The sequence below is a fragment of the Sphaerotilus microaerophilus genome (genome assembly GCF_023734135.1).
In the GTDB taxonomy this organism is placed as follows: Bacteria; Pseudomonadota; Gammaproteobacteria; order Burkholderiales; family Burkholderiaceae_C; genus Sphaerotilus; species Sphaerotilus microaerophilus.
In genome coordinates this window covers 1,469,773-1,484,632 of record NZ_AP025730.1, presented here as the reverse complement: position 1 = coordinate 1,484,632, position 14,860 = coordinate 1,469,773, and the positions used below count along the sequence as shown (strand labels likewise).

The 14,860-nt window shown below is 67.5% G+C and carries 14 protein-coding genes; 2 read left to right on the top strand and 12 right to left on the bottom strand.

Annotated elements, in window-relative coordinates; translation table 11 throughout:
• Positions 1–51: 51 nt before the first annotated feature.
• The 11 genes from NGK70_RS06585 to rfbB form a co-directional block, all read right to left on the bottom strand.
• A complete protein-coding gene (locus NGK70_RS06585) occupies positions 52–1,719 on the bottom strand; it encodes a type I secretion system permease/ATPase (RefSeq protein WP_251972472.1) in 1,668 nt (555 codons plus the stop codon).
• Positions 1,720–1,729: 10 nt separating this feature from the next.
• A complete protein-coding gene (locus NGK70_RS06580) occupies positions 1,730–3,070 on the bottom strand; it encodes an HlyD family type I secretion periplasmic adaptor subunit (RefSeq protein ID WP_256490847.1) in 1,341 nt (446 codons plus the stop codon).
• Positions 3,071–3,097: 27 nt separating this feature from the next.
• Positions 3,098–4,258 (bottom strand): GDP-mannose 4,6-dehydratase, encoded by a 1,161-nt coding sequence (gene gmd, locus NGK70_RS06575; protein WP_251972470.1) that lies wholly within the window; start codon positions 4,256–4,258, stop codon positions 3,098–3,100.
• Positions 4,259–4,315: 57 nt separating this feature from the next.
• Positions 4,316–4,786: a PIN domain-containing protein gene (locus NGK70_RS06570; protein WP_251972469.1), complete on the bottom strand. Its 471-nt coding sequence runs from the start codon at positions 4,784–4,786 to the stop codon at positions 4,316–4,318.
• Positions 4,787–4,823: 37 nt separating this feature from the next.
• Positions 4,824–5,060 carry a type II toxin-antitoxin system Phd/YefM family antitoxin gene (locus NGK70_RS06565; protein ID WP_251972468.1) on the bottom strand — a complete coding sequence of 79 codons (237 nt, stop codon included), beginning with the start codon at positions 5,058–5,060 and terminating at the stop codon, positions 4,824–4,826.
• Positions 5,057–6,031: a GDP-L-fucose synthase family protein gene (locus NGK70_RS06560; RefSeq protein ID WP_251972467.1), complete on the bottom strand. Its 975-nt coding sequence runs from the start codon at positions 6,029–6,031 to the stop codon at positions 5,057–5,059. Before NGK70_RS06560 ends, NGK70_RS06565 begins: the two co-directional genes overlap by 4 nt.
• Positions 6,032–6,039: 8 nt before the next feature.
• Positions 6,040–7,503 carry a mannose-1-phosphate guanylyltransferase/mannose-6-phosphate isomerase gene (locus NGK70_RS06555; protein WP_251972466.1) on the bottom strand — a complete coding sequence of 488 codons (1,464 nt, stop codon included), beginning with the start codon at positions 7,501–7,503 and terminating at the stop codon, positions 6,040–6,042.
• Positions 7,504–7,656: 153 nt separating this feature from the next.
• Positions 7,657–8,208: a dTDP-4-dehydrorhamnose 3,5-epimerase gene (rfbC, locus tag NGK70_RS06550; RefSeq protein ID WP_251972465.1), complete on the bottom strand. Its 552-nt coding sequence runs from the start codon at positions 8,206–8,208 to the stop codon at positions 7,657–7,659.
• A gap of 19 nt (positions 8,209–8,227) precedes the next feature.
• Entirely contained in the window at positions 8,228–9,112 is an 885-nt protein-coding gene (gene rfbA, locus NGK70_RS06545) for a glucose-1-phosphate thymidylyltransferase RfbA (RefSeq protein WP_251972464.1), read from the bottom strand.
• A 20-nt stretch (positions 9,113–9,132) separates the two neighbouring features.
• Positions 9,133–10,032 carry a dTDP-4-dehydrorhamnose reductase gene (gene rfbD, locus NGK70_RS06540; protein ID WP_251972463.1) on the bottom strand — a complete coding sequence of 300 codons (900 nt, stop codon included), beginning with the start codon at positions 10,030–10,032 and terminating at the stop codon, positions 9,133–9,135.
• A complete protein-coding gene (gene rfbB, locus NGK70_RS06535) occupies positions 10,029–11,102 on the bottom strand; it encodes a dTDP-glucose 4,6-dehydratase (RefSeq protein WP_251972462.1) in 1,074 nt (357 codons plus the stop codon). The genes rfbD and rfbB overlap by 4 nt, the downstream gene beginning before the upstream one ends.
• A 317-nt stretch (positions 11,103–11,419) precedes the next feature.
• On the opposite strand from rfbB, the gene NGK70_RS06530 reads away from it, so the two are divergent.
• Both NGK70_RS06530 and NGK70_RS06525 read left to right on the top strand, forming a co-directional pair.
• Positions 11,420–12,556 carry an MraY family glycosyltransferase gene (locus NGK70_RS06530; protein ID WP_251972461.1) on the top strand — a complete coding sequence of 379 codons (1,137 nt, stop codon included), beginning with the start codon at positions 11,420–11,422 and terminating at the stop codon, positions 12,554–12,556.
• Positions 12,557–12,563: 7 nt separating this feature from the next.
• Entirely contained in the window at positions 12,564–14,033 is a 1,470-nt protein-coding gene (locus tag NGK70_RS06525) for a DEAD/DEAH box helicase (protein ID WP_428985580.1), read from the top strand.
• Positions 14,034–14,071: 38 nt separating this feature from the next.
• Here NGK70_RS06525 and NGK70_RS06520 read toward each other — a convergent pair whose 3' ends face one another.
• A complete protein-coding gene (locus NGK70_RS06520) occupies positions 14,072–14,842 on the bottom strand; it encodes an SAM-dependent methyltransferase (RefSeq protein WP_251972460.1) in 771 nt (256 codons plus the stop codon).
• Positions 14,843–14,860: the final 18 nt, after the last annotated feature.

The window sequence follows — 14,860 nt, the reverse complement described above, 5'->3', positions numbered from 1 at the left end:
GACGACGCAAAGTCACCACGCCGGTGACACACCCATGGGCTTCGCGCAGACCTAGGCCACGGCCGCAACCGACCCGCCGCTGAGCTTGGCCAACACCTGGTCACGCGGGCCGAAGGCCTCGATCTGGCCGTCGCGCAGCAGGGCGAGCTTGTCCACGCTGCGCATCATCGACGGGCGGTGTCCCACCATGACCACCGTGATGCCCTGCTGCTTGGCGCGCTGCAGCGCCTGCTGCAGCGCGGCTTCGCCCTCGGCATCCAGGTTGGAGTTGGGCTCATCCAGCACCAGCAGGCGCGGCAGCCCATAGAGGGCGCGCGCCAGGGCGACACGCTGGCGCTGCCCGCCAGACAGGGCTGCGCCGCCCTCGCCCACTGGCGTTTCATACCCCGCGCTCAAGCGCAGCACGAGTTCGTGCACGCCCGCCATCTGAGCAGCGGCGACGACCCGCTCGGCATCGACCTCACCCAGGCGAGCAATGTTCTCGGCCACGGTCCCGGCGAACAGCTCCACATCCTGGGGCAGGTAGCCGACGTGGCGGCCCAGCACCTGCGACCCGAGCCGGGCGACGTCAGCACCGTCGAGGCGCACCGTGCCCGATTGGGGCGACCAGATCCCCAGCACCAGGCGCAGCAGCGAGGTCTTGCCACCGCCACTGGGACCGATGATGCCCAGGCACTCGCCTGGCGCCACGCTCAGGCTCACCCCCTTGATCAGCGCTGTGCGCTGCCCCGGCAGGGCATAGACGACGCGCTCCACGTCGAGTTTGCCGCGCGGCGCCGGCAGCTCCAGGCTGGTCGGTGGGGCCTCAATGGCCTCGGCCTGCAGGCGCGCCCAGGCGGCTCGGGCCTCGATCAGGCTGCGCCAGCCACCCGACAACTGCTCGATGGGCGACAGCGCCTTGCCGAGCAGGATCGTGCCGGCCACCATCACGCCGGGGGACACGTGCTGGCGCACCACCAGCCAGGCGCCCATGGCAAGCATCGCCACCTGCAGAGCCTGGCGCAGCCAGCGCACCGCCGCTTGCACAGGCGACTGGTGCGCCGTCAACCGAGCCTGCTGCTCCAGCACGGCATCGTTGTGGCGCGACCAGTGCGCCACCGCATGGTCGGCCATGCCCATGCCTGCAATGACTTCGGCGTTGCGCAGCGCGGCGTCGATGAAGCGCGAGGCCTGGCGTGATTCGCGGGTAACTGCCTCGACGCTGCCGCGGCTCGTGCGCTCGTTCAGCCAGATCAGGCCGAACAGCAGCAACGCCCCGAGCGCGGCGGTCGCCCCCAGCCACGGGTGGAACAGGGTGATCACCGCCAGGTAGATCGGCAGCCAGGGGGCATCGAACAGCGCCAGCACCCCCCCACCGCCCAGGAAGCCCCGCAGCAGCGCAACGTCACGCAGCGTGTAGACGTTGGCAGCCCCACCAGGGCGGGCGCTGGCATGCAGCAAGCTGGCAAAGACCGTAGGCCCAAGCCGCGCATCGAGCACGGTGGAGGCCCAGCCGAGGGCGCGCACGCGCAGCACATCCATGACCGCCATCACGCACAGGCACAGCGTCACCAGCAGGATGAGCATCGTCAGCGTTTCCATGCTGCCGCTGGAGAACACCCGATCAAAGACCTGCATCATGAACAGCGAGGGTGCCAGCGCCATCAGGTTCATCAGCAGGCTGGCAAATGCCGCCAGGGCCACGAAACGCCGCAGCGCGGGAGCAAAGATCCACTTCATGGTCACTGGGTCACGGTTCGCGCAGGGCGCGCTGGCGGAAGACGTCGATCGGCTCCAGCAGGTATTGCCACAGGCTGCGCGGCACGGTGGCGACATAGACCTCGGCCGGCATGCCCGTCTGCAGGCGCAGGCGTGGCTGAGCGCGCAGGGCCTCGTCCGTCACACTCAACCGGGCGACGTACCAGGCGGCGCCGGTCTGCGGATCGGTCACCCGATCGGCCGAAACGAAGTCCACCCTGGCCGGGAGTGGCGAGCTGTTGCGGGCTTCGAAGGTGCCCAAACGGACCTCGGCCGCGCCCCCGACGTGCACGTGCTCGATGTCCTGCGGCCGGATGTTGGCCTCGACAATGAGCCGCTCCTCGGCCGGGATGAGTTCCATCAGCGGCTCGCGCGGGCCCACGGCTGCACCGACTGCGGCCACCCGCAGCCCCATCACCGTGCCGGGCACAGGCGCACGCACGGTCTGGCGCTCGGCCAGGTCCGCAGAGGGGCGCAGCTTCTCGTCCACCTCGCGCAGGCGCAGTGCGGTTTCCTTCAGCTCGTCCGCCGCCTGCTGCTGGTAGGCATTGCGGGCCTGGGCCGCACGCAAGCGCAAATCCTCGATGCTCTGGCGCGCCCGGGCGAGCTCGCCGCGCTGCTCACCGAGGCGCGATTCGTACTCGGCCACCACCCGCTGCAGGCCGATCAAGCGGGTCTGCTGCACGTAGCCCTGGGTGGCCAGCTGCTGGTTCAGCACCAGCTCCTCGTTGGCGAGCTTCATCGCGCTCGTGGTCGCGTCGATCTGGGTCTGCAGCGCCTGGGTCTGCTGCTCAGCCTGCCCGGACTGGGCCTGCAAGGCCGCCAGTTGCTCCTGCACCGTGGCGCGACGGGTCGCGAACACCTTGCGCTCGCGCGAGAGCAGGTCCCCCAGGACGCGTGATCCGCGCAGACCCGCCGGCACCTCGAAGTTGGCAGCATAGGCCACCTCGGCCTCCAGCCGCGCACGTCGCAGGCCGTCGGCGGCCTGCTGGTCGCGCAGCAGGTCGAGACTCGCATCGGCACGCACGTCGCCGATCACCACGAGCACCTCACCGGCCTTGACCTGCTGGCCATCGCGCACCAGGATGCGCTGCACCAGCCCACCCTCCTGGTGCTGGATGACCTTGCGGTTGTGCTCGGTGCGCACCACACCCGGCGAAACGACAGCGCCAGCCATCGGTGCCAGCGCGGACCACGATGCGGCCAACACCAGGAGCAACAGCAGCGTGACGAGGGCCTGCCTGCTCAGAGAACGCAGCGCAGCACCTGCCGGACCTGACAGCTGCGGCGCCTCCAGCAGTTGCCGGACCGATGGAGAAGTGGCCTGACTCACAGGCACACCCCCCCTGCGGGTCGCACCTCACTCATGGTGATCAAACGCCTGGAACCCGGCGAGCTTGACCAGGCTGTCCTTGCGGGCGGCCTCGTAGTCGCTCTCGATCATTTCCTTGACCAGTTGCTCGAACGGCGTGGTCGGTACCCAGCCCAGCTTGTTCTTGGCCTTGCTCGGGTCGCCCAGCAGGGTCTCGACTTCGGTAGGGCGGTAGTAGCGCGGATCGACCTTGACGATCACGTCACCCACCTTGACCTTGGCCTGCTTGCCTGACACGGCGGCCACGTAGCCGAACTCGTTCTCGCCCTCGCCCTCGAACTTGACCGTGATGCCCAGTTCTGCGGCCGCCCTCTCGACGAACTGGCGCACGCTGTACTGCACGCCCGTGGCGATGACGAAGTCTTCTGCCTGCTGTTGCTGCAGCATCAGCCACTGCATCTCGACGTAGTCGCGCGCATGGCCCCAGTCTCTGAGCGCGCTCATGTTGCCCAGGTACAGGCAGTCCTGCAGCCCCAGCGCAATCCGGGCGATGGCCCGGGTGATCTTGCGGGTGACGAAGGTCTCGCCGCGGATCGGGCTCTCGTGGTTGAACAGCACGCCGTTGCAGGCGTAGATGCCGTAGGCCTCGCGGTAGTTGACCGTGATCCAGTAGGCGTACATCTTCGCGACCGCGTAGGGGCTGCGCGGGTAGAAGGGGGTGGTTTCCTTCTGGGGGATTTCCTGCACCAGGCCGTAGAGCTCGCTGGTACTGGCCTGGTAGAAGCGGGTCTTCTTCTCCAGGCCGCAGATGCGGATGGCTTCGAGCAGTCGCAGGGCGCCGATGCCGTCGGCGTTGGCGGTGTACTCGGGTTCTTCGAAGCTCACCGCCACGTGGCTCTGGGCCGCGAGGTTGTAGATCTCGTCGGGCTGGACCTTGCCGACGATGCGCACCAGGCTGGTGGAGTCGGTCAGGTCACCGTAGTGCAGGGTGAAGGCCCGGTTGTCGACGTGCGGGTCCTGGTAGAGGTGGTCGATGCGGTCGGTGTTGAACAGGCTGCTGCGGCGCTTGATGCCGTGCACTTCGTAGCCCTTCTTGAGCAGCAGTTCGGCCAGGTAGGCGCCGTCCTGGCCGGTGACGCCGGTGACGAGGGCGACCTTTTTGCGGCCTGTGGTGTTGCTGCCGTTCGTGGTGTTGGTGTTTGCGTTCATGTCGGGTTCCCCGTGATTCATGGGTGTGTAACTTTGCGGGCTGGCACAGCGCGGGCTTCAGCCTCCTGGCGGCTCAGTCGGGAGGGGCGCCAGGTAGGGTGCCAGCAGCGGTGGTGATGGTTCGGTGAACGGATTGAGCACGGTCACGCCCCCCCAGGTGAAGCCAGGCTGCAGGTCTTCTGACAACAGGACACGGCAGTGGGCGCCGGCCGCGGCGGCCAGCACCACGGCGTCCCAGGTGGAGAGTTGGTGGTCGGCCACCAGGTCCTGAGCGGCCAGCATGGTGGCCAGGGTGGTGTCGGCACAGGCGTAGGCATCGCTCCAGCTCAGCACGGCGCTGCGGGCCTGCGCGGCACTGCGCCGGGCCTTGCCGGTGAGCACGCGGTGCAGTTCACCCAGCACCTGCACCGGGAGCACCACGTCCGCCGGGTCCAGCCGGGCGAGCAGCTCGCGGGCACGCTGGCAGCGGGGGGCATCGCCCCAGCCCTCGGCGTAGACGAGCACGTTGGTGTCCAGGGCGAGTTTCATGCTGGGTGAGCAGGGTGGCAGCGCGGGCTGAGTGGCTTCAGTCGTAGAGCTCGTCGCGGGCCCAGTCCCGCTGCCCCGCCACGGGCTGGGCGGCCAGGCGCTGCAGCAGGCTGGCCTTGGCAGCCTGGCGGCGCAGCTGCGCGCGCACATCAACAGGGCTCAGCAGGGCCACGGCGCGCCCGCGCGAGGTGATCTGCACGGTTTCACCCAGGCTCACCTCGCGCAGCAGTTGCGAGAAGCCGCGGTTGGCCTCGGTGCTGGTGACGGCCTTCATGTGGGCTCCAATGTAGTGTTCAACACTACTTCATTATCGGCGCGCCGCGCGTAGAACGGGGCGGCCTCGTAGGCCTGGCGGATGCCCGCGCGCAGCTGGGTGCTGGCGGCCCAGCCCAGGCTGCGCAGGCGGCTCACGTCGAGCAGCTTGCGCGGGGTGCCGTCGGGCTTGCTGGCGTCGAAGACGATGTCGCCCTGGAAGCCGACCACGTTCATGACGGTTTCGGCGAGTTCACGGATCGTCACGTCCTCGCCGGTGCCGATGTTGACGAGCGGGCCGTCGTAGCCGGCTTCCATCAGGTGCACGCAGGCATCGGCGAGGTCGTCGACGTAGAGGAACTCGCGCATGGGCCGGCCGCTGCCCCAGACGGTGTAGGTCGCGTCACCGCGCAGCCTGGCGTCGTGGGCCTTGCGCAGCAGCGCGGGCAGGACGTGGCTGTTGGCGAGGTCGTAGTTGTCGTTGGGGCCATACAGGTTGGTGGGCATGACGCTCACGTACTGGCGGCCGTACTGGCGGTTGTAGCTCTCGCAGAGCTTGATGCCGGCGATCTTGGCGATGGCGTAGGGCTCGTTGGTGGGCTCCAGCGGGCCGGTCAGCAGGTACTCTTCCTTGATCGGCTGAGGGCAGTCGCGCGGGTAGATGCAGGAGGAGCCGAGGAACATCAGCCTCTGTACGCCGGCCAGGTGGGCGCCGTGGATGAGGTTGGCCTCGATCAGCAGGTTCTGGTAGAGGAAGTCCGCGCGGTACTGGTTGTTGGCCTGGATGCCGCCGACCTTGGCCGCGGCGATGAAGACGTAGTCCGGGCGGTGTTCGGCCAGGTAGGCGAAGACGGCGCGCTGGTCGAGCAGGTCGAGTTCAGCGCGGGTGGGGGCGAGCACCTGCACACTGGCGCTCGCGCCCAGGCGGCGCACCAGGGCGCTGCCCACCATGCCGCGCGCGCCGGTGACGAGGATCTTTGAAGGGGTATCCATCTTTGAGGTCAGCTCCGCCCGTAGGTGTCCTCGAAGCGCACGATGTCGTCCTCACCCAGGTAGGAGCCGGACTGCACTTCAATGATCTCCAGCGGCACCTTGCCGGGATTGGCAAGGCGGTGCGTCTGGCCCAGCGGGATGTAGGTGGACTGGTTCTCACTCAGGACCAGCACCTTGTCGCCGTTGGTCACCTCGGCGGTACCAGAGACGACGATCCAGTGCTCGGCACGGTGGTGGTGCATCTGCAGGCTCAGCGAGGCGCCGGGCTTGACCATGATGCGCTTGACCTGATGGCGCGGGCCGTTGTCGATGCTGTCGTACCAGCCCCAGGGGCGGTGCACCTTGCGGTGCAGGCTGTGCTCGTTGCGCTGGCCCTTGTCGAGCGACTGGACGATCTTCTTGACGTCCTGGCTGCGGCTGCGATCGGCCACCATCACCGCATCAGGCGTTTCGACCACGACCACATCATCCAGGCCCACCACGCCCACCAGGCGGCTGGTCGCGTGCACCAGGGTATTGCTGCTGTCCTGCAGCAACACATCGCCCACCGAGGCGTTGCCCTTCGCGTCCTTGGGGGCGACTTGCCAGACGGCATCCCAGGCACCCAGGTCGTTCCAGCCGGCCGCCAGCGGGACCATGCGGATGTCGATGTCGCTGCCCGGGCAGCGCTCCATCACGGCGTAGTCCACCGATTCCGACGGCACCTGGGCGAACTCGGCACGGCCCGGACGAACAAAGCGGTCGTCGCTCTGGCGTGCCACCCAGGCGGCGCGGGTGGCCGCCGCAATGTCAGGGCGGAAGCGCTCCAGCGCGCTCATCCACACCGAGGCGCGCAGCACGAACATGCCGCTGTTCCAGGTGTAGCCGCCTTCGGCCAGGTAGCGCTGCGCGGTTTCCAGATCGGGCTTCTCGACGAACTGGGCCACGCGCGCCGCACCGGTCTCAGGCACCGAGCGGATGTAGCCGTAGCCGGTCTCGGGCCGGTCCGGGGTGATGCCGAGCACGACGATCGCCCCTCCGGCGGCCACGCGCACGGCATCCCGCAGGGCCGCCGCGAAGGCAGCCGGATCGGTGACCGTCTGGTCTGCAGGGGTGACGACCAGCACTGGATCCTGCCCACCCTCCAGGGCCTGCAGCGCCGCCAGCGTCAGGGCAGGAGCCGTGTTGCGCCCCATCGGCTCCAGCAGCACGGCCGCCGGCTCGCTGCGGATCTCGCGCAGCTGGTCGAGGACCAGGAAGCGATGTTCTTCATTGCCCACCACCAGCATGGGTTCGACCCTCAGGTCCACCGCCGCCAGGGACGACATGCGTTGCGCAGCCTCCTGGAACAGGCTGTGTGCACTGCCGGTCAGCACCAGAAACTGCTTGGGGTAGCCCGCGCGCGACAGCGGCCACAGCCGCGTGCCGCTGCCACCGGCCATGATGACCGGCTGGACGAGGACGGTGGACGACGAGGAGGAGTCAGACGCCATGAAAGATCCCTGTATCGTTGCTGAGAAGGAAGTCATGAAAGGTGTGGCAAGGACACCGACAACCCGGCGCCCTCACACCATGAATTCGAAACAAAATGAAACACCCCTGATGCGGAGCACGCGATCGCTGCCTCCTCCATTCGCGCCGTCCGTTCAGGCGAAGAGGTCGGCATCGGCCAGGGACGGCGCGGCGAGGTCCTTGGCGGACAGGGCGCGCGCCAGGGCTGGCTCGGGCCACTCAATGGCCAGCGTCGGATCGTCCCAGCGCACGGCCCGCTCGCAGGCGGGGGCGTGATGGTCGGTGGTCTTGTAAAGGAAGTCCGCACTCTCGCTGAGCACCAGGAAACCGTGGGCGAACCCGGGGGGAATCCAGAACTGACGGTGGTTGTCCTCGCTGAGCTCAACGCCCACCCAACGACCAAAAGTGGCGCTGCTGCGTCGCACGTCGACGGCCACATCAAACACACGGCCCTGCACCACGCGCACCAGCTTGCCCTGGGCGTGCGGCGGCAGCTGGAAGTGCAGGCCACGCAGCACTCCCCGGGCAGAGCGGCTGTGGTTGTCCTGCACAAACGCGATGGGGGCTCCAACAGCCTCGTCAAAGCGCCGTTGATGCCAGCTCTCGACAAAAAAGCCGCGGGTGTCACCGAAAACCTGGGGCTCCAGGATCAGCAGCTCCGGAATGGCGGTGCGGATGATGTTCATGGGCAGACGGGGCAATGGGTCAGTACACCCTCTCGCGCAGCACCTTCAAGAGGTACTGGCCATAGCCATTCTTCAGCAGCGGCTGGGCCAGTTGCTCCAGTCGGGCCGCGTCGATCCAGCCGTTGCGGTAGGCGATCTCCTCCACGCAGGCCACCTTCAGGCCCTGGCGTTTTTCCAGCGTGGCGATGAACTGCCCGGCGTCGAGCAGGCTGTCGTGCGTGCCAGTGTCCAGCCAGGCATAGCCCCGGCCCATGATCTCGACGTTCAACTGGCCCTGGGCCAGGTAGCGGGCATTCACGTCGGTGATCTCCAGCTCGCCACGGGCGCTGGGGCGGATCGACGCCGCGATGTCGCAGACCTGCTCGTCGTAGAAGTACAGGCCGGTGACGGCGTAGTTGCTCTTGGGCCGGCTCGGCTTCTCCTCGACGCTCAGCGCGCGCCGGTCCGCATCAAACTCGACCACGCCGTAGCGCTCGGGATCGTTGACGTGGTAAGCGAACACCGTCGCGCCCGCCTGGCGCCCGTCCGCGCTGAGCAGCTGGCGCTGCAGGTCGTGGCCGTAGTAGATGTTGTCGCCCAGCACCAGGGCGCTTGGCGCACCGCCGACGAATTCCCGCCCCAGGAGAAAGGCCTGCGCCAGCCCGTCCGGGCTGGGCTGGACGCAGTAGCGGATGTCCAGGCCCCAGCGCGAGCCATCGCCCAGCAGCGCCTCGAAGCGAGGGATGTCCTGTGGCGTGGAGATCAGCAGGATCTCGCGGATGCCCGCCAGCATCAGCGTGCTCAGCGGGTAGTAGACCATCGGCTTGTCGTAGACCGGCAGCAGCTGCTTGCTGATGGCCAGGGTGGCGGGGTGCAACCGGGTGCCGGAGCCGCCGGCCAGGATGATGCCCTTGCGGGTGGTCATGGTGATGTTCCTTGACGGATTCAAACGCCCAACACCTCGTGCAGCATGCGATCGACCCCCTGCTGCCAGGGCGGCAGAACCAGGTCGAAGGCGGCTTGCAGCCTGCGGGTGTCGAGGCGGGAATTGAGCGGGCGCCGAGCCGGCGTCGGAAAGGCGGTGGTCGCAACGGCGTCGATCTGCGTGGCCTGCAGCGCCTGCCCGTGCCGACGTGCAAAGTCGATGACGTGGCTGGCGTAGCCGTGCCAACTGGTCTCGCCACCGGCCACAGCGTGATAGGTGCCGGACAGCGCGGGCTCGAGGGCCAATTGGCACAGCGCATGCGCAGTGACATCGGCCAGCAGATCGGCCCCGGTGGGCGCGCCGATCTGGTCGTCAATGACGGTGAGACGTTCGCGCTCCCCAGCCAGGCGCAGCATGGTGCGTGCAAAGTTGCCCCCTCTCGCCGCGTAGACCCAGCTGGTGCGCAGGATGAGGTGCCGGCAGCCGCTGGCGCGGATGCAGTCTTCGCCTTCGAGCTTGGTCTGCCCGTAGACGCTCAGCGGTCCGGTGGGCGCCGCCTCGTCGCGCGGCGCATCGCCACTGCCGTCAAAGACATAGTCGGTGCTGTAGTGCACCAGCACGGCGCCCGTCCGGGCGGCATGCCGGGCCAGGCGGTCCACGCTGGTCGCGTTGATCAGCCGCGCCAACTCGGGCTCGCTCTCGGCGCGATCGACGGCGGTGTGGGCTGCGGCGTTGACGATGACGTCCGGCTGCAGCAAGGCCAGCAGGTCCGTGATCGCGTCAGGGCGAGAAAAGTCGGCGCCCAGGGGCCGGCTGTCGCGATCGAGAGCGATCACCTCACCCAACGGTGCCAGCGCGCGCTGCAACTCCCAGCCGACCTGGCCACCCTTGCCCAGCAGCAGGATCTTTTTCATGCTCATGGCGACGGCGCTGCCTCGCCGTACTGTCGAGCCACCCAATCACGGTAGGCGCCACTCTGGACATGCGCCACCCAATCGGCGTTGGCCAGGTACCACTGAACGGTCTTGCGGATGCCCGTCTCGAAGGTCTCGGCCGGGCGCCAACCGAGTTCACGCTCGATCTTGCGCGCATCGATCGCATAGCGGCGATCGTGCCCGGGCCGATCCTGGACGTAGGTGATCAGGCGCCGGTAGCTGCCCGCCGCATCCGGGTGGAGTTCGTCGAGCAGGTCGCAGACGGTATGGACGATCTCCAGGTTGGTCTTCTCGTTCCAGCCGCCGACGTTGTAGGTCTCTCCCAGTCGACCACCGGCCAATACAGCGCGGATCGCGCTGGCGTGGTCACGCACGTAGAGCCAGTCACGCACGTTCTGGCCGTCGCCATAGATCGGCAGCGGCTTGCCGGCCAGGGCGTTGACGATCATCAGGGGGATGAGCTTCTCGGGGAAGTGAAACGGGCCGTAGTTGTTGCTGCAATTCGTTGTCACCACCGGCAGGCCATAGGTGTGGTGCCAGGCTCGTACAAGGTGGTCGCTCGCTGCCTTGGAGGCCGAATAGGGGCTGTTGGGCTCGTAGGGATGGGTCTCGGTGAAGGCGGCATCAGCCGAACCAAGCGAACCGTAGACCTCGTCGGTGGAGACGTGGTGAAAGCGGAAGGCCTCACGCTCGCCACCCTGCAGCGAACCCCAGAAGGCACGAGCCGCTTCCAGCAGCGTGTAGGTGCCCTCGATGTTGGTGCGCATGAAGGCGCCAGGACCATGGATGCTGCGATCGACATGGCTCTCGGCCGCAAAGTGCACGATCGCCCTCGGGCGGTGCTGGGCGAGAAGCCGATCAATCAGGACGCGATCGCAGATGTCGCCGTGCACGAATGTGTGGCGGGCATCGCCCTGCAAGGATGCGAGGTTCTCCAGATTGCCCGCATAGGTCAGCGCATCCAGTGTCACCACGGGCTCATCCGACTGCGCCAGCCAGTCGAGCACGAAATTGCTGCCGATGAAGCCGGCTCCGCCGGTGACAAGAAGGGTCATGGTTGGAAGGCACGTCAGTGCCGGCTGGAATGGGATCCTGAATCGAACGCCGTCGGCCCTCTGTGCAGGGCACGCCATCTGATTTCGCATTGTCACCCACTGACAAGGTCATCGTCGCGGCCGCCCCCCAATGCAAACGAGTCACGCGACACCGTTCACAAACCGGGACCACGGCCATTCGGGCAACCGGCGACCCACCCCGGCAGGAAACATCTTGTCCACCACTGACACGCCACCGATCAGGCCGTGACATATTTGCTTGCACCCCTCCCCACCAAGGGCGAATGATGCGAAGCAGTTCTTGGCTTATCTTCGCTATGAGTCTATTTTTCCTGTCACTCGCGGTGTCACTCATCGTCACGCTGCTGATCGTGCGATCGTCTCCCCGGCACGCCCATTTCTCGGGCGACACCGACCAGACGGCCCCTCAGAAGTTCCATGCACGCGTGGTGCCACGGGTCGGCGGCATCGGCATTGCTGTCGCCTCGTGCATCGGGATGGCGTTGGCAGCCTCCAGCCTGAGTGGAGCCGATCGCGTGGCGCTGGCAGGATTGGGCATCAGCGCTTCCGTGGCATTCATGGCAGGTCTGATCGAAGACTTCACCAAGCGCGTGACACCCAGCCAGCGGCTGCTGGCGGTCATGCTCGCTGCGTCCCTGGCACTGTGGCTTGCAGGCAGCGAGATCTCCCGCACGGGCATCCCCGCCCTGGACGCGGCACTCACCGTGGGCGGGGTCTCGATGGCGTTGACGTTGATTGCCGTGGCAGGAGTCGCCAACTCGATCAACATCATCGACGGCTTCAACGGCCTGGCTTCGATGTGCGTCGCCATCATGCTTGCAGCGCTCGCCTACGTGGCCCATCGGGTGGGTGACCCACTGATCCTGTCGTGTGCGCTGGTCAGCTTGGGCGCCGTGCTCGGGTTCTTCGTGTGGAACTACCCGTTCGGGCTCGTCTTCCTTGGCGACGGCGGCGCCTACTTCCTCGGCTTCTGGGTCGCCGAGTTGGGCATTCTGCTGGTGCACCGCAACGAGGCGGTGTCGCCGCTGTTTCCCCTGCTGCTGTGCGCCTACCCGATGTTCGAAACGCTGTTCACGATGTACAGGCGCAAGGTCGTTCGCGGTCGCCCGGTGGGCCAGCCGGACGCGACGCACCTGCACAGTCTGATCTATCGCCGCCTGATGCGCTGGGCCGTCGGTCGACGCGATGCGGCCAATCTGCTGCGTCGCAATTCGATGACCTCCCCGTACCTCTGGCTGGTGTGCTCGATGAGCGCCGTGCCCGCCGTTCTGAGCTGGGACGACTCTGAGGTTCTGGGATGGTTCATCCTCGCTTTCTGCCTGTCTTACATCGCGCTGTATCGCGCCATCGTGCGCTTCCGCACCCCTCGCTTGCTGGTGCGCACCGGTGACCGCTGGGTAGCGCCAGAGGCTCCTTCCGAATCCGCGGGATAATCCCCGGGTGATCACAGAGACTCCCACCGCAGCCGAGCAGACGGCCGCCCCCTCCCGGTTCGATACCCTCGCACTGGCCCCCAAGCTGCTCCAGGCCATCCAGGACGCCGGCTACGAGACGATGACGCCGATCCAGGCCAAGGCGATACCGATCGTCCTGGACGGCAAGGACGTGATGGGCGCCGCCCAGACCGGCACAGGCAAGACGGCGGCGTTCTCGCTGCCCCTGCTGCAGAAGATGCTGGCACACGAAAACGCCAGTGCGTCACCGGCACGGCATCCGGTGCGCGCCCTGGTGTTGGCCCCCACACGTGAGCTGGCCGACCAGGTCGCCAACAACGTCAAGACCTACGCCCGGCACAGCCAGCTTCGTGTGACCTGCGTGTTCGGCGGCATCGACATGGCGCCACAAACGGCTGAACTCAAGCGTGGCGTCGAGGTCCTGATCGCCACACCGGGTCGGCTGCTGGACCACATCCAGGCGAAGAATTGCCAGCTCAACCAGGTCGAGTACGTGGTGCTCGACGAGGCGGACCGGATGCTCGACATCGGCTTCCTGCCCGATCTGCAGCGCATCCTGAGCTTCCTGCCGAAGAAGCGCCAGACCCTGCTCTTCTCGGCCACGTTCTCGACTGAGATCAAGCGCCTGGCGCAGAGCTACCTGCAGGACCCCGTACTGGTCGAGGTAGCCCGACCGAACGCCACCGCATCCACCGTCGAACAACGCTTCTACAGCGTGTCGGACGACGACAAGCGCAGTGCCGTGCGCCACATCCTGCGCGAACGCTCACTCGCCCAGGCCATCGTCTTCGTGAACTCCAAGCTGGGCGCTGCGCGCCTGGCCCGGTCATTCGAACGCGACGGTCTCAACACCGCAGCATTGCACGGCGACAAGTCTCAGGACGAGCGCCTGAAGGCCCTCGACGCCTTCAAACGTGGCGAGGTCGACCTGCTGGTCGCGACCGACGTGGCAGCACGTGGCCTGGACATCGCCGATCTGCCGGCGGTGTTCAACTTCGACATCCCGTTCAATGCCGAGGACTACGTGCACCGCATCGGCCGTACCGGCCGTGCCGGCGCCTCGGGACTGGCGGTGTCGCTGGTGACCCGGGAAGACGCCCGCCTGGTGGGCGACATCGAGAAGCTCATCCGCAAGAAGATCGACCTCGAAGCGCTGGAGCTGGACGACGAGCGGCCGCGCCGCCGCCGCCCTGAGGGCTGGGCGGGGGACGAGGCGCCACGCTCCGAGGGCAGCAGCTTCGGCAGCCCGGCGGCCCGGCGCCCGCCGCCCCCCCCGGCGCGACAGGCGAGCACAGACCCCTTCTTCGACCGCCCCTACGAGGCCGATCCGAACGCCACTCCCGTCTGGGAAAAATCCGACGCAGCGGCGGTGCCGTCTTCGCGGACGACCTTGTCGCGCTACATCAAGCCACGCCGCAAGGTCGCTACGCTGCTGGGCGGCAAGCCGTCAACCTGATCACACATCGTCCGAGCCCGTTCGCCTGCCACTGCCCCTCATCGAGCCAAGAAGAGAAAAACCGCCGGCACCTGGGAAGGCAGCTCCATCGGCAGGCTCGTCGCGGCCATGTCAGTGCGCCAGCGGGAAATGTCCGCCGTCCATATCTGCTCATCCTCCAGCGTGACCCCGCAGGCCACGCTGAGTCGAGTCCCCGGCTGGAGGCCCTGGCGCAATGCTGCCAGCAAGGCAGAGTTGCGGTAGGGGGTCTCGATCAGAATCTGGGTCTGCTGCCAGCGGCGGGAGTGCGCCTCCAGTTCGCGCAGGCGCTGTGCCCGTTGCGCCGCATCCGTGGGCAGGTAGCCGACAAAGGCAAACGACTGGCCATTGAGGCCTGAAGCGGCCAGCGCCAGCATCAGTGAAGACGGGCCCGACAGCGGCCGCACCCGCACCCCGGCCGCATGGGCCACGTCGACCAGCGCTGCACCCGGATCCGCCACGGCAGGCAGCCCGGCCTCGGACAGCAGGCCGACATCGCGCCCCGCCAACGCGGGCGCCAGCCAGTCGGCCGCCCGCAACACCTCGACCGGCCCCGGCCCGCCACCCTTGCGAGGACGAGGCAACTCGCGGATGTCCAACTCCTGCAGTGGCCGCGCCAGTGGCGCGATCGCGCCAACGCGCTTGAGCAACGCCCGTGCGCTGCGCGCGTTCTCCACCACCCAATGTGACAGCCGGGCCGCCACCTCCAGGGCCTGCTGCGGCAACACCAGCCGCACGTCGGGCTGCGGCACACCGTCACGCAGCGTACCCAGGTCAAGCGTGTTGGGCATCAACCAGAGGCTCCCGGT

Excerpts from the sequence above, each read along its gene's own strand:
- NGK70_RS06585 (WP_251972472.1), bottom strand. The coding sequence starts at position 1,719 with ATGAAGTGGATCTTTGCTCCCGCGCTGCGGCGTTTCGTGGCCCTGGCG.
- gmd (WP_251972470.1), bottom strand. The coding sequence starts at position 4,258 with ATGAACGCAAACACCAACACCACGAACGGCAGCAACACCACAGGCCGC.
- NGK70_RS06570 (WP_251972469.1), bottom strand. The coding sequence starts at position 4,786 with ATGAAACTCGCCCTGGACACCAACGTGCTCGTCTACGCCGAGGGCTGG.
- NGK70_RS06565 (WP_251972468.1), bottom strand. The coding sequence starts at position 5,060 with ATGAAGGCCGTCACCAGCACCGAGGCCAACCGCGGCTTCTCGCAACTG.
- NGK70_RS06560 (WP_251972467.1), bottom strand. The coding sequence starts at position 6,031 with ATGGATACCCCTTCAAAGATCCTCGTCACCGGCGCGCGCGGCATGGTG.
- NGK70_RS06555 (WP_251972466.1), bottom strand. The coding sequence starts at position 7,503 with ATGGCGTCTGACTCCTCCTCGTCGTCCACCGTCCTCGTCCAGCCGGTC.
- rfbC (WP_251972465.1), bottom strand. The coding sequence starts at position 8,208 with ATGAACATCATCCGCACCGCCATTCCGGAGCTGCTGATCCTGGAGCCC.
- rfbA (WP_251972464.1), bottom strand. The coding sequence starts at position 9,112 with ATGACCACCCGCAAGGGCATCATCCTGGCCGGCGGCTCCGGCACCCGG.
- rfbD (WP_251972463.1), bottom strand. The coding sequence starts at position 10,032 with ATGAGCATGAAAAAGATCCTGCTGCTGGGCAAGGGTGGCCAGGTCGGC.
- rfbB (WP_251972462.1), bottom strand. The coding sequence starts at position 11,102 with ATGACCCTTCTTGTCACCGGCGGAGCCGGCTTCATCGGCAGCAATTTC.
- NGK70_RS06530 (WP_251972461.1), top strand. The coding sequence starts at position 11,420 with ATGAGTCTATTTTTCCTGTCACTCGCGGTGTCACTCATCGTCACGCTG.
- NGK70_RS06520 (WP_251972460.1), bottom strand. The coding sequence starts at position 14,842 with ATGCCCAACACGCTTGACCTGGGTACGCTGCGTGACGGTGTGCCGCAG.